The organism is Methylophaga sp. UBA2496, from assembly GCF_002341635.1.
In the GTDB taxonomy this organism is placed as follows: Bacteria; Pseudomonadota; Gammaproteobacteria; order Nitrosococcales; family Methylophagaceae; genus Methylophaga.
In genome coordinates, this window is record NZ_DDOK01000003.1 from 440,253 (window position 1) to 454,839 (window position 14,587).

Genomic DNA, 14,587 nt, shown 5'->3' on the forward strand with positions numbered 1-14,587 from the left:
TATTTCGTCACTATAAGTCAGATGTATACCCATGAGTAAACTATGCCTTATCCCTTCTGTAGGGTATTGGATAGAGAACGACAAAAAGTTCTTTGACAGAAAGTTCTATGATGGATTAAGCATATATCAGAGACTTTGGGGAGGAGCGTTGCAGGTTTGTATAAGAAAAAGTACAGCGCCGCTCCCGAAATTTGGTTTAGTGGAATATGTTAAAGAAGCATCACCGATAAAATTCGTGTTTCTTGATGATGATGAAAAGCCAGGTATAAAACATTTAAACGGAGTTGATGTTGCGCTTGTTTCGGCCGATGAGTTTCGCAATTTAGGCTTATCTAAAATTTGTCATTTATATAAGGTTAAATGTATTTATTACATTGAGTACATACTGGAAACACGTATACAAATTAATTTTTTATCCAGTGCATCTTTTTTCAAAAAAATAAAGACGACGATCTGGCTGCTCTTGATGGAGCTAAAGCGCCGTTCATCTTTGGTTTATGCTGATGGCTTACAAGCAAATGGAACACCCGCTTATAATGCTTATCAGAATAGAATAAAAGATGCTGAATCAGCACTGTTATATTTTGATTCACGCAATACAGTCGACATGCTGATAAGCAATGAAAACCTAAATGAACGGCTTAGTAGATTATTAAGTAACAATACTCTGCGACTTGCTTTTTCCGGGCGTATTACTGCCATGAAAGGTGCTGATGATTTAATTGAATTTGCCAAGATTCTGAAGAAAAAAAAAGTAGATTTTCATTTAGATATTTTTGGTGATGGTGATTTGAATGAGTTCTTGAGTCGTGAAATTGACAAGGCAAAACTTTCGAACTTTGTAACTTTTCATGGAGCAGTTGATTATAAATCTGAATTAGTCCCTTTCATCCAGCAAAATATTGACGTCTTTATTTGCTGTCACAAACAAAGTGATCCTTCATGTACTTATCTTGAAACCTATTCGTGCGGCGTGCCGATATTAGGCTATGCAAACAAAGCACACAGCGGGATTCTGAAGATTGCAGATGTTGGATGGGAAGTACCGTTAAGGAGTATTAATACTCTGGTTGAAAAATTGATTGAGATTAATTCAAACAGAAATGAAGTCGCTGACAAATCTCGAAGAGCCATTGAATTTGCCAAATCGCATACTTTTGAAAAGACTTTCCAGAACCGCATTGACAACTGTCGTTATGTGATGAAACAACATGATTGATTTAGCAATTATTATTATTAACTATAAAACACCTCACTTGACTGTAAGTGTTTTGGAGTCATTGATCAGTGAAGTTGATATTTCCGTCATGAAAGTTGTCGTAATTGATAATGACTCCCGAGATGATTCACTCTTAATTCTCGATAAGTGGCTCAAGGAAAATGCAGCAAACTCTTGGGTTAATTTAATTGCTTCAAATATTAATAAAGGTTTTTCTGGTGGAAATAATCTTGGCATTCAATCTGTAAAAGCTAAAAACTACTTATTACTGAATAGTGATACCACTGTCCGACCTGGTGCCATTCGTCTTCTTTTAGAAACAGCAAACAAGCATCCTGAGGCAGGATTAATAAGTCCACGATTGGAGTCTACTTCTGGCAAAGCACAGGAAAGTTGTTTCCGGTTTCATACCCCCATCAGTGAGTTCATCAATTCGGCAAGTACCAGCTTAATAACTAAAGCATTCAGAAAGTATGTTGTTGCTCAACCAGTAAAAGATTATTCAGATTATTATCAATGGACAAGTTTTGCATGTATTTTGATCAAAGCAGAAGTGATCGAGCAGATTGGTTTATTGGATGAAAAATTTTTTATGTATTATGAGGATGTTGAGTTTAGCTTTCGTGCGTTAAAGGCTGGGTGGAAAGTGTTAAATAACCCCGAGGCACATGTTGTACATCTTCGTGGTGGCAGCTCACCAGTAAAATCACAAACAAAATTACGTAAACGTGTACCAAGATATTTCTACGAATCGCGTACCCTTTATTTTTATAAACTGTATGGCCAAAGTGGTTTATTGTCAGCCAATATATTATGGTCATTAGGCGCATTCATTGCCTTTATAAGAAGCCTGCTTTCAAATAAATATAAATCTAAGATAGTCGCGAAGCAGTGGCAGGATAACTGGATAAATTATTTAAATCCGACTAAGCCATATACACATCCTGATGATTATGACCAAACCTGATTTCATTATTATTGGTGCGATGAAAAGTGCCACTAGTACGCTGCATGAGCAACTGGCATTACAGCCGGGTTTTTTTATGTCGACCCCTAAAGAGCCAAATTTCTTCAGTGATGATGAGATATATGAATTGGGGCTTGATTGGTATGCCAATCTTTACTCTGCTTCAGACGCTGGCGATATTTGTGGTGAATCCAGTACGCACTATACAAAATTACCCGATTACCCCCAGACGATAGAACGAATGAAGGCCTATTTGCCTTCATTAAAACTAATTTATGTTATTCGCCATCCAATTGACCGGTTAGTTTCTCACTACATTCATCAGTGGTCGCAAAATGTTATAAAAGTTAATATTAATCAGGCAATTGATGAGTTTGATGAGCTTGTAAATTACAGTCGTTACTCAATGCAGCTTGCCCCCTTCATAGATGCTTATGGTGCAGAAAATATTCATATTGCCTTTTCTGAGGCTTTTAGAGTTAGACCACAATATGAATTGGAAAAGGTGACTCGCTTTTTGGGATATTCCTCCCCAGTTATCTGGTATGAAAATTTACCGGAACAAAATGTCTCAAGTGATCGAATCCGTCGTTTTAAAGGCTATGATTTTGTTATTAATCATCCGTTATTAGCGTGGTTAAGAAGAAATCTTATCCCTAAAGCGTTCCGGGATAAGGTCAAAGAGCAACTTACATTAAAGAATCGGCCACAAATTGACGAACAACACATGTCAAAGCTAGTGCAAATATTTAATGATGACTTGGAAAACTTGGGAAAACTATTAGGTATTGAGCTAGATTTAAGTAACTATTCATCAAGTGCAAAAATTACCGATGCAAGACTAATAAAATAGCTATGATGTTGATGAAAAGTTGTTTCTATAAACTCAAAATAATTAGATTTATCTAAAAGGAATGACTGCTTCTATGGATTACAGTGGAAAGCTTATTGGAGCAGTAGTCATAGGGAGAAATGAAGGCGATCGTCTGAAGCAATGTTTAACATCCTTGTGTAATGATATCGAACATATCGTATATGTTGATTCTGGTTCAACCGATGGCAGTGTTGAGATGGCACTGGAAATGAGCGTTAGAGTTGTTGAACTGGATATGACAAAGCCTTTTACAGCTGCAAGGGCTCGTAATGCAGGCCTGGCGGTTTTACTTGAATCTAATCCACAGTTGGATTATGTGCAATTTGTAGATGGTGATTGCGAAGTGCAGCGCTCCTGGCTAGGTTTAGCTTTTGAATTTTTATCATCACATCCTGATTTTGCAGCCGTATGTGGTCGTCGTAGAGAGCGTTATCCAACAGCAACTATATACAATCAGTTATGTGATATTGAGTGGGATACGCCAATCGGTGAAGCCAAAGCTTGTGGTGGCGACGCTTTATTTCGTGTTTCTGCATTAACATCGGTGGATGGTTATCAAGATAGTTTGATTGCCGGAGAAGAACCCGAAATGTGTTTCAGAATGCGTCAACTGGGCTGGAAAGTGATGCGCTTGGATGCTGAAATGACTCTGCATGATGCTGCAATGACACGCTTCAGTCAGTGGTGGAAGCGCAACCAAAGGGCGGGTCATGCTTATGCGGAGGGATATGCATTACATGGTAAGTCCTCCGAAAAATTTAAACAGTCAGAGTGCCTAAGCATTCTTTTCTGGTCTTTCCTGCTGCCTTTGGCAATTATTGTGCTGTCACTGATAATGCCTTTTATGCTTGTGCTTTTTATGGTGTATCCACTGCAGATTCTCAGGTTAACCATGCGATACCGCCCTCATTTGAGTGATGTCAAGGTGGCTTTTGCTTATGCTGTTTCCAATGTCGTTGGCAAATGGCCACAATTGACCGGCATGCTGCAGTTTTTTAAAAACAAAAAGCTTGGACTTAAAAGCCAGCTTATCGAATATAAATAACACTGAGTAAGGAAAAGCTTTATGTCGTATCTTTTGGTTTCTCCTTGTCGAAATGAAGCCGCATACATGCGAATTACGCTGGATAGTGTGGTGAATCAAACCGTCCAGCCTGATTTATGGGTCATTGTTGATGATGGTTCTACTGATGAAACACCAAACATTCTGTCTGACTATGCTGAGAAATATCCGTTTATAAAAATCATTACGCGTGAAAATCGTGGGCATCGCAGCGTGGGCCCCGGCGTTATTGAGGCTTTTTATCACGGTTACGATCAGGTTGATGTTTCTCAATTTGATTATGTTTGTAAGTTTGATCTGGATTTAGACTTACCATCCAGATACTTCGAAGTTTTGATCCAACGTATGCAGCAAAACCCTCGTATTGGGACCTGTAGTGGTAAAGCCTATTTTCGGGATAAAAAAACCGCCGAATTAATAAGCGAAAAATGTGGTGATGAAATGTCGGTCGGTATGACCAAGTTTTATCGACGTACCTGTTTTGAAGCGATTGGTGGATTTGTTCGTCAGGTAATGTGGGATGGGATTGACTGTCATAAATGTCGTCAACTTGGTTGGATTGCAGTGAGTTGGGATGAGCCGGATTTACAGTTTATTCATTTACGTCCCATGGGGTCCAGTCAGCAGGGAATTTTTACGGGCCGAATGCGCCATGGCTTTGGTCAGTATTTTATGGGGACGGGCCTGACCTACATGACAGCATCATCAATATTTCGGATGTTGCATCCTCCGTACTTACTGGGGGGCGCAGCTATGTGGTGGGGCTATGTAAAAAGTATGCTGCAGCGTAAACCACGTTTTGCGGATAAAGAACTGGTTAAATTCATTAATCAGTATCAATGGCAATGTTTGTTAAAGGGCAAAGCCAAAGCAACAGAAGACTTAAATGCCCGGCAGGCAAGGGTATGGGAAAAACAGTATGCCTGATAAGGCCGAATCTTTATTACGAATTGCCTATTTGGCTCCAGAAATACCTGCCCTCTCTGCTACGTTTGTTTATAACGAAATATTAGAGCTAGGCAAACAGGGTGCCTACGTTAAACCTTTTTCTGTTCATCGTCCAGCCCATATAGCTTCAGAAGCATCGCTTAGTGACTTGAAAGGTGATGTATTTCACTTGTACGAAACGCCTAAATGGCAGGTTTTGTTCGATAACGTGACCATGATAATTAGGCACCCTGTTGGTTATCTAAAAGCATTAGGCAGACTGTCAGGTGATGTGATTCGGCAAGGTTTGATTTCACGTTCTGCTTTAGGACTTTGTTATCGCTTTTTTTATGCGGCAACGCTGGCTAAACAATTAAAACTAGCCAGAATTCAACATTTGCATGTTCATTTTGCCCATATTCCTACCGATATTGCGATGTACGCTGTGCCGATGGTGGGGATCGAATTTAGTGTCCAGGCCCATGCGAATGATTTATTTGAAAGAGGTTGGTTACTCAAACAAAAAGTGGAACGTTCTGCTTTTTTTGCCACTATTTCAGAATTTAACCGTCGGTTTCTTGCTGATTTACAAGCTGATACCAAAAAAATACAAATTGTGAGATGTGGTGTAGACCAGAGCTGGCAGCCTCCCATTAAATCATTACTAAACAATGATATTTTTACGATTGGTACCGTTGGCCGCCTGGTTGAGAAAAAAGGTATTGATACGTTAATCAGTGCTCTTTCTGGGGTAATTAGAGATGGACGAAAGATTTGTTTAAAAATTGCTGGTAACGGTCCGCTGGAGACCGCATTAAAGCAGCAAGTAACTTCGCTTGAGCTAACCGAAGAATCCGTGCAATTTGTTGGTGCTTTGCCTCATGATCAGGTTGCAAAGTTTATTAGTGGTTTAGATGTGTTTGTATTGTCTTGCAAAAAAGATAGCAACGGTGATATGGATGGCATACCAGTTGTGTTGATGGAAGCCATGCTTTGTGAGGTGCCGGTGATTTCGACTGAGCTTTCAGGTATTCCGGAGCTTGTTTTAAATAACCTATCTGGATTAACTGTACCCCCAGAAAATGATATGGAACTATCAAAAGCGATATGTCAGCTAATGGATTCATCTGATACGCGATTACGGATTATTTCAGGTGGTAAACAAAGAGTCGAAGATGAGTTTTTATTGAATAAAAACGTCGCAAGGCTTTTAAAGTTAATTAAGTCATCAATTAATATTAGACATTCATAATGAACCCACCTGGATCAAAATCACGTTTAGCCGTTGGTCAAGATCAATATTGCCTCATGGGACTTCCTTTTGATGCTGTGTCACTAAGCGATGCTACTGACATTATTTCCAAATCCATTGACCAGCAAATCCCATGCTTTCTTTCTACTCCGAACCTTAACTTCACTGTTATGGCCCAAGATGATCCGGATTTTTATAATTCGGTGATACAAAGTGATTTGGTCGTGGCTGATGGAATGCCATTGATATGGGTTGCCAGGTTTCTTAACTTACCTATCTACGAACGTGTTGCAGGTTCAGATTTGTTTGCATTTCTGTCCAATCAGCCAAGAAAGAAAAAAATCCGGGTGTTTTTCTTTGGTGGTGAAGCCGGCATCGCAGTAAAAGCTCATCATGAATTGAACGAAAGTAGTCAAGGTATGGAAAGTTGCGGTTTTTATGATCCCGGTTTTGTCTCAATTGAAGAGATGAGTACGGAAGATATTATTAACCACATTAATGGCTGTGAGCCTGACTTTATCGTAGTAGCACTTGGTGCGAAAAAAGGACAGCGCTGGATTATGCATAATCGCAGTAGGTTGAATGCACCGGTAATCAGTCATCTGGGAGCGGTCATTAATTTTGTTGCGGGTAATGTGCAGCGTGCGCCTGATAAGTGGCAGCGTTACGGTTTCGAGTGGTTATGGCGGATTAAACAGGAACCCAAATTATACAAACGCTATCTTGGTGATGGCTTAAGGTTTATAAAAATGTTGGTGACACAAACGTTGCCCTTGGCAGTTTATTCTCGACGACTGGTTAATAAAGCAGATATTGGCAATGGCCAAGTTTTTGCTGATACGTTACCGCAACAGGATAAATTCACAGTTAGATTTAAAGGTAGCATTAATACAGGGCAGGCAATTGAGTTTGAAAATGTACTGCAATCGGCATTGTTGAGTGGTAAAGACGTTATTATTAATGGTGCAGAAATACGGTATTTATCAATGTCGGCTATTGCCAGATTATTAACATTCCAGGCCCAGCTTGAACAAAAGCAAAATGAATTGCTACTTAAAGATTTCCCTGCCAAGATCATAACTTTACTGCGTTTGAGTAGCGTTTTACAAAGATTCAAGTTAATCTGATTTGAATGTGAATTACATATACCGGATGGGGCGCAAAGTTGTTAAATATTAAGATGACAGGGATGTTTATCCTCGCACTGACACTGGCAATAATCGCCTATTGGTCAGGCCTTTCAGAAGCTGTCTCACGATGGATGATTCAAGAAGAATACAGCCATGGTTTTTTGATCCCGTTGGTTACCCTGTTCATCCTGTGGGAAAAACGCCACCTTATAAGTAGCGCAATGGGGCCACCAATGTGGTCAGGTGTTGTACTGATCTTTATCGCTTTGGGTATTTTCTTTGTAGGTGAAATCAGCGCGCTTTATTTGTTAATACAATACTCATTCATATTAGTTTTGCTTGGCCTTTCAATGATAACTGTCGGTAAAGCAACAAAATATACCTATGTTCCTATTTTGTTACTGTTGTTTGCCATTCCCTTGCCCTATGTTGTTGAAGTCTTACTCACCGCAAAATTACAGCTTTTCTCATCCTGGATAGGTGTGCAGGTCATTCGCCTGTTCCAGATACCGGTTTTTCTGGAAGGTAATATTATTGATCTGGGTGTTTACAAGCTTCAGGTCGTTGAAGCCTGCAGTGGTTTACGCTATCTGTTTCCGCTGATGAGTCTCGGCTTTATCGCGGCATATTTTTATCAAGCTGCTTTCTGGAAACGCGCCACCGTGTTTTTGATGACCATCCCCATCACAATTTTAATGAACAGTTTCCGTATTGGTGTTATCGGCGTCATGGTGGATAACTGGGGCATTTCAATGGCAGAAGGTTTTCTGCATGACTTTGAAGGCTGGATCATCTTTATGGCGTGCGCTGCCTTGCTGTTTTTGCTGGTGGTATTGCTGGAAAAAATAGCGCCAAGCCGCAAGACGTTGTCACAATTATTTGGCGTTGTCGATCACGCCCCTTCGAATAATATGTTCAGCATTAATAGTAAACCCTATTCCTATAAACCCTTTATTGTCGTCATTTTGATTTTAATTATCGCTTTGTTTTCAACAAAGTTTGTGGATAACCGGGAGGAAGAGGTGCCTGCACACGAAGGCTTTATCAGCTTTCCTTTGCAGTTTACTGATTGGATTGGCCAGCATGACAAACTTGATGAAAGAGTCATTGATCAATTGGGAATGAGTGATTACCTGTTTGTTAATTACACCGGTATTGATAGAAATGTGGTGAATCTCTATGTGGCCTATTATGAAACCCAGCGTAAAGGGGTCTCGCCACATTCGCCAAGGGTCTGTATCCCCGGAGGCGGTTGGGAGATTGCAGACTTCAGGCGAGATGAAGTAAATGGCCACCCCATAAACCGCGTTGTCATTAAAAATGGTGATCAGGAACAGCTGGTTTATTATTGGTTCCAGGGGAGGGGGCGTATCATCGCTAATGAGTATTCAAATAAGTGGTATCTTTTTAATGATGCGATTCTTGAAAACCGTACCGATGGCGCGCTTGTGAGGTATGTCACTCCAGTCTCTCCCGGAGAGACGCTGAAAGATGCCGATGCCAGAATAAAATTATTGATGGATCAGACGGGTCCGGAATTAAAAAGATATATTGCAGATTAAATCAGGATGATCGCTATGAAAACATTAAAAAAATCCATTATTGCCATGGCCTTGCTGACAGCTGTTACGGCTTGTGGCTCTGCTGAGGAGTCAGCCGAAAAGTTTATCGAGAGCGGTAAGGCGCTGATGTCTGAAGGTGAATATGATAAAGCGCGTTTAGAGTTCCGCAATGCCATTCAAATTAACCCAACCGAAGCAGAACCTTATTATCAGCTATCTTTAATAGATGAAAAGAACCAAAAATGGAAAGAGATGTATGCCAATCTGCGTGCTGCTCAATCATTAGATCCAGATAACCCCAAAATCATGCTTAAATTAGGTCAGATGGAGGTGGTTACCGGGCAAATTGAAGAAGCACTGAGCAGTGCTGAAAAAGTACTCGCCATTGAACCGGATAATATCGAAGCAATTTTATTGCGTGCGAATGCATTTATGAAGCAGCAAAACTTTGGCCAGGCGCAAAAAGATATTGATAGGGCGCTTGAAATTGATCCGAAATCGCTGGATGCACTTTCTTACCAGGTAATGATTTATAAAGAATTGCGACAGTATCCTGACGCGCTGAGTGCAGCAGAAAAAGCGTTAGCAGTTCATCCTGAAGCGATGCCAATAAAAATGATTCAGTTGGCAATTTATGATGAACAAAAAAGCTATCAGGACATGGAACGTCTGTACCGTGAGATCATGGTGGATTATCCGGAAGAGAGCTGGGTTGTATTTTCTTTAGTGAAATTACTAAGCGATGGCTTGAATCGTTATGAAGATGCCAAATCTGAATTACAGAAATTTATTGCGGCGAATGAGCAAGATACAGAAGCAAAACTGGTGTATATCAAGTTGCTCGAATCTCAAAATGCCGACGAGGCGATAAATCAACTGGATAAATTTATTCAACAAGAACCGGATAATATTGAATATCGCTTTGTACGCGTAGAAATGCTTATTCAACAAGGAAGATCATCCGAAGCAGTAGACGATTTGAAAACCATCATTCAGGCTGAGCCAAACAGTGAAGGTGGTTTCAGAGCCCAGATCAACCTGGCTTCTATTGAAGCCTCTAAAGGTAATTTTGATGAGGCTGAAACCATTGTGGATCAAGTGTTGGCAGAGTCCTCCGAAAATGAAATGGCATTGTTACTTAAAGCCAAACTTCAGTTAAGAGGCGAAAAATACGATGCGGCAATCAGTAATCTTCGAATTTTAGTCAGAAACAATCCTAATGCCGATGAGGCATTGGTGCTGCTGGCACAATCTTATGCTAATTCTGGTTCTGAACAATTGGCAGAAAGCAGTTACAGACAAGCTTTATCAGCAAACTCAAAAAATGTTCAGGCAGCGCTTGCTGTAGCACAGATGATGATTCGTGATAATGATTTGGACCGTTCAGAAACGGTACTGTTGAATGCTTTACGAGGAGATAGCAAAAATCAGGACTTGTTACAGGCGCTTGCTCAACTGAGAATGCTTAAACAGGATTGGGCAGGAACTGAAGATACGCTGAATAGTTTGGAAACGGATTCGGCCGTCAATCATTTGTTACGTGCACAGATGTATCAGGGACTGGAAGATTACACGCTGGCGATTGTAGAGTTTGAAAAGGCGCTTGAGTTAAATCCAGGTCTGAATCCAGCTTTACAAGGATTGGCCGCAACTCATATGAAAGTCGAGCAGCATGAAGCCGCAGTCACATACTTGCGCCAGCATATTAGCGATCATCCTGAACAGATTAATGGATATGCTGCTTTAGCAAGTGTCTATCGTGATACCGGAGATAATACAAAGGCTCTTGAGACCCTTGAGCAAGGTGCTTCACAACATCCCGGCTGGATTGAAAGTTATCGTTTTATCGCTGACTTTCATACGCGTGAGGGAAACAGCGAGAAAGCCATTGAAACTTTCAAACGGGGGCTTGCAGCGAATCCTGAAAACAATATTCTTTCAATGCAACTGGCTTCGAGTTATGAGTCAGCAGGTAACTTTGAACAAGCGCGTGTGCTTTATGAAGAGGTCATCGCTCGAGACCCTTCCGTTGATGTTGCTGCGAACAACTTAGCGAGTTTGTTATCAGAACAATTTGAATCACCGGAAAACCTGCAACGTGCACTCACGTTATCCAGCCGTTTCCGTGATTCAGAGCAACCGTATTTTGCGGATACCTTTGGTTGGGTGAATTACAAGCTGGGTAATTATGACGATGCCAGACCGGCTTTGGAAAAAGCAGCTTCAAGTAACAATGCTATTGCATTATTCCATTATCATCTTGGCCGTTTATATATAGCCCTGGAAATGCCGCAGCAAGCTCGTGAATCCTTTGAACAGGCACAACGCATGGCAGCTGAAGAAAGTGATAATGAGTTAACGGGCAAAATAGTTGAGCAATTAAGCCAGTTATAAATTTTAAATGTCATAAAAAAGCCTTGCAGCTTTATAAGCTGCAAGGCTTTTTTTTATGCCGCTGTTAACCAGCCATGCGTCTTAACACATCATCTTTCTGGATAAAGTGATGATATAACGCCCCGGCGATATGGGCGACAACCAGAAATACCAATAAAAAAGCAAAAGGAGAGTGCCATTCACCCAGTGCGAGTGCCCACGGTACTTCATCTGCTGGTTTGCCAATCAGTTCATAACCAAAGACTTTGACCGGGTAGCCTTTACCGTGAATGTACAATGCGCCCAGAAAAGGCATAACGAGCATTGAAAAATACATCAAACGATGCGCTATTTTGGCAATAACGCCGTCCAGGCCAGGGTTTACTGGTCGCTGTGGTTTTTGCTTTAACGTCCATAGCAATCTGGCGATAGTCAGAATTAAAATCACCGCACCCATTGAAACATGCCAGGGACCGAATGTGTCACCTAACCAGTGTTCGCCATCATTGATGCGATCTGCAAATTTGAAAAACTGTTGCAGTACTATTACCGCTATTGCCCAATGAAAAACGCGTGTTAACGTGCCATAACGTTCATGGTTGTCTTGTAACATTTCACTCTCCTTTGTTTACCAATATTTTCTTATAGGATTATTGAGTATAAATACCTTAACTTTAAGTGTTTATTAAGAGGTATGAATAAAGGGATGTTCCCGGGTCATATTTTTGACTTAAACGTCAATGAAATGTCTGTGGATCTGTTCCAGACTTGCATAAATGTGATCAATAAATGCCTGAGCCACGCGTGAAGGGTATTTACCCATAGGGTGTACCAGACACCATGAGCGGCGAATTGGAAAGTCCGGTATCGCCACGGTTTTGAGTATGCCGGTTTGTAATTCCGCCATCACACTCAGTCTTGGCAAAATCGCGACACCAAGACCGGCAATGACCGCGTGTTTAATGAGCTCATTTGAGCCCATTTCCATTAGCGGATTGAGTTGCAGGCGATGTTGCTGGCAGTGATGCTCCACAGCAAATCTTGTCCCTGAACCGTTTTCGCGTATCAACATTGGTTCCGCAAAAAACTGTTTGGCGGATATGCTCATGTTTTCTGACAACGCATGCTGTGCGGGTATAACAGCAATCAACTCGTTATTCAGAAACGGCAGTGTCGATAATGACCGACCTTCTGGCACCATTGCCATAATGACCAGATCATCAATATTCAGTTTTAATCGCTCCAAAGCCTGACTGCGATTAACGACTTCAATATGCAAATTGACCGTTGGAAACTCTTCGAGGAAGCTGCTGATCAAATGCGGCACAACAGTTTGCGATGAGCTCACAATACTCAGTCTTAAATCGCCCGAAAGGGCTTCACGTAATAAATTCAATTCACTTTGCAACTCGCTCATTTGACCAAACAGCTGGTCAATAAACGTGGCAACACGCTCACCCGCTTCGGTGCAATATAGCTGACGGCCAATATATTCAAACAACGGTTGTTCCAGTGCGTTTTCAAGATGGCGCATTTGCGAGCTGACAGCAGGCTGTGTCAGGCCTAGATGTTCCGCTGCTTTGCGATATCCCTTATGTTGATAGACCGCCTGAAATACCTGCATTTGTCTGAATGACAGGCGAGATAATAATTGTTGCAGGCTGAGTGCCATGGTTTTGCACCTGTAAATAGATTGATAAGTTATTACTTATCGATGAATTATATTTTATTGATTTTTGTTTATCATTAATTTGCTCTACGCTTAGCAAACAAATTTGGCCGAGGCTGAGCTATGTTGAAAAAAATTCTGATCGCCAACCGTGGCGAAATTGCTGTCCGAATCATTCGGGCCTGTTCCGAAATGGGTATTCGTTCTGTAGCCATTTATACCGAACCGGATCGTTATGCCCTTCATGTCAAACGTGCAGACGAGTCTTATTCGTTGGGCGAAAACCCGCTGGAAGGCTATCTGGATCCGGTCCGACTGGTTAATCTGGCGGTAGAGACGGGCTGTGATGCCATCCATCCCGGTTATGGCTTTCTTTCTGAAAACGCCAGGTTTGCCCGATTATGTGAACAAAACGGCATCATCTTTATAGGTCCTAAAGCGTCGGTTATCGAAAAAATGGGCGATAAAACAGCCGCTCGTGACAGCATGCGTGAAGCTGGCGTGCCAATCACTCCCGGTTCTGACGGTAACCTTGAAGATATTAGTGAAGCATTAACGGTTGCCGAGGAAATTGGTTATCCCATCATGCTCAAAGCCACTTCCGGTGGTGGTGGTCGAGGCATTCGTCGTTGCGATACGCCTGCAGAACTCAAACAGCAGTTTCCCCGGGTCATTTCTGAAGCGACCAAAGCCTTTGGCTCAGCTGAAGTGTTTATGGAAAAGTGTATTGTGAATCCGCGGCATATCGAAGTGCAGGTGTTGGCTGATAGCCATGGCAACGTTGTACATCTATATGAGCGTGACTGTTCTATTCAACGGCGTAATCAGAAACTGATTGAAATTGCTCCCAGCCCGCAACTGACTCCGGAGCAACGCAATTATATTGGTGGGCTGGCCGTCAAAGCTACTGAGGCGGTCGGCTATGAAAATGCCGGAACGGTTGAGTTTCTGCTGACCGGTAATCAGGTGTATTTCATGGAAATGAATACCCGTATTCAGGTCGAACATACCATCACTGAACAGATCACCGGGATTGATATTGTCCGTGAACAATTACGCATAGCCGCCGGTGAAACGCTGCGTTACCGGCAGGAAGATATTCACTATCGTGGTTTTGCTTTGCAGTTCCGTATCAATGCCGAAGATCCGAAAAATGATTTCTTGCCTAGCTTTGGTCGTATAACCCATTACTATGCGCCCGGCGGACCGGGAGTTCGGGTGGATACGGCAATCTATACAGGTTATGAAATCCCACCGTATTTTGATTCGATGTGTTTGAAATTAGTGGTCTGGGCATTGGATTGGGAAGATGCGGTGGATCGTGGCCGTCGTGCGCTTGACGATATGCGTTTGCATGGCATTAAAACCACTGCCAGCTATTATCAGCAAATCCTCAAGCATCCTGATTTCAGAGCCGGAAAGTTCGATACCAGCTTTGTGGCTGCCCATCCCGAATTACTGACCTATTCAGATAAACGTCATCCCACCGCATTAGCATTAGTCCTGGCTACGGCCATTGCTGCCCATGCAGGCTGGTAAAACAAGTTAGAT

General features: G+C 41.8%; 12 protein-coding genes. 10 read left to right on the plus strand and 2 right to left on the minus strand.

Going from position 1 to position 14,587, the window contains the following annotated elements; genetic code table 11:
• Nucleotides 1–31: 31 nt before the first annotated feature.
• The 9 genes from B2W60_RS02930 (at nt 32) to B2W60_RS02970 (ending at nt 11,388) form a co-directional block, all read left to right on the plus strand.
• Nucleotides 32–1,219: a glycosyltransferase gene (locus B2W60_RS02930; protein ID WP_292361769.1), complete on the plus strand. Its 1,188-nt coding sequence runs from the start codon at nt 32–34 to the stop codon at nt 1,217–1,219.
• Nucleotides 1,212–2,186 (plus strand): glycosyltransferase family 2 protein, encoded by a 975-nt coding sequence (locus tag B2W60_RS02935; RefSeq protein ID WP_292361770.1) that lies wholly within the window; start codon nt 1,212–1,214, stop codon nt 2,184–2,186. The genes B2W60_RS02930 and B2W60_RS02935 overlap by 8 nt, the downstream gene beginning before the upstream one ends.
• Nucleotides 2,173–3,039, plus strand: coding sequence for a sulfotransferase family protein (locus B2W60_RS02940; protein WP_292361771.1), 867 nt, complete (start codon nt 2,173–2,175; stop codon nt 3,037–3,039). The genes B2W60_RS02935 and B2W60_RS02940 overlap by 14 nt, the downstream gene beginning before the upstream one ends.
• 73 nt (nt 3,040–3,112) lie before the next feature.
• Nucleotides 3,113–4,105 carry a glycosyltransferase gene (locus tag B2W60_RS02945; RefSeq protein WP_292361772.1) on the plus strand — a complete coding sequence of 331 codons (993 nt, stop codon included), beginning with the start codon at nt 3,113–3,115 and terminating at the stop codon, nt 4,103–4,105.
• Nucleotides 4,106–4,126: 21 nt separating this feature from the next.
• The gene (locus B2W60_RS02950; RefSeq protein ID WP_292361773.1) at nt 4,127–5,050 is read left to right on the plus strand and encodes a glycosyltransferase family 2 protein; all 924 of its coding nucleotides are present in this window, start codon (nt 4,127–4,129) and stop codon (nt 5,048–5,050) included.
• Nucleotides 5,043–6,302 carry a glycosyltransferase gene (locus B2W60_RS02955; protein ID WP_292361774.1) on the plus strand — a complete coding sequence of 420 codons (1,260 nt, stop codon included), beginning with the start codon at nt 5,043–5,045 and terminating at the stop codon, nt 6,300–6,302. Before B2W60_RS02950 ends, B2W60_RS02955 begins: the two co-directional genes overlap by 8 nt.
• The gene (locus B2W60_RS02960; RefSeq protein ID WP_292363957.1) at nt 6,302–7,429 is read left to right on the plus strand and encodes a WecB/TagA/CpsF family glycosyltransferase; all 1,128 of its coding nucleotides are present in this window, start codon (nt 6,302–6,304) and stop codon (nt 7,427–7,429) included. The genes B2W60_RS02955 and B2W60_RS02960 overlap by 1 nt, the downstream gene beginning before the upstream one ends.
• Before the next feature lie 62 nt (nt 7,430–7,491).
• Nucleotides 7,492–8,994, plus strand: coding sequence for a VPLPA-CTERM-specific exosortase XrtD (xrtD, locus tag B2W60_RS02965; RefSeq protein WP_292361776.1), 1,503 nt, complete (start codon nt 7,492–7,494; stop codon nt 8,992–8,994).
• A gap of 15 nt (nt 8,995–9,009) precedes the next feature.
• On the plus strand, nt 9,010–11,388 hold the full coding sequence (locus B2W60_RS02970; RefSeq protein ID WP_292361777.1) for a tetratricopeptide repeat protein: 2,379 nt from the start codon (nt 9,010–9,012) through the stop codon (nt 11,386–11,388).
• Between the two features lie 64 nt (nt 11,389–11,452).
• On the opposite strand, the gene B2W60_RS02975 is transcribed toward B2W60_RS02970, so the two are convergent.
• Nucleotides 11,453–11,980 (minus strand): cytochrome b, encoded by a 528-nt coding sequence (locus tag B2W60_RS02975; RefSeq protein ID WP_292361778.1) that lies wholly within the window; start codon nt 11,978–11,980, stop codon nt 11,453–11,455.
• A 117-nt stretch (nt 11,981–12,097) separates the two neighbouring features.
• A complete protein-coding gene (locus B2W60_RS02980) occupies nt 12,098–13,039 on the minus strand; it encodes a LysR family transcriptional regulator (RefSeq protein WP_292361779.1) in 942 nt (313 codons plus the stop codon).
• Nucleotides 13,040–13,159: 120 nt separating this feature from the next.
• On the opposite strand from B2W60_RS02980, the gene B2W60_RS02985 reads away from it, so the two are divergent.
• Nucleotides 13,160–14,575, plus strand: a complete 1,416-nt coding sequence (locus B2W60_RS02985) for an acetyl-CoA carboxylase biotin carboxylase subunit (RefSeq protein ID WP_292361780.1) — start codon at nt 13,160–13,162, stop codon at nt 14,573–14,575.
• Nucleotides 14,576–14,587 lie beyond the last annotated feature (12 nt).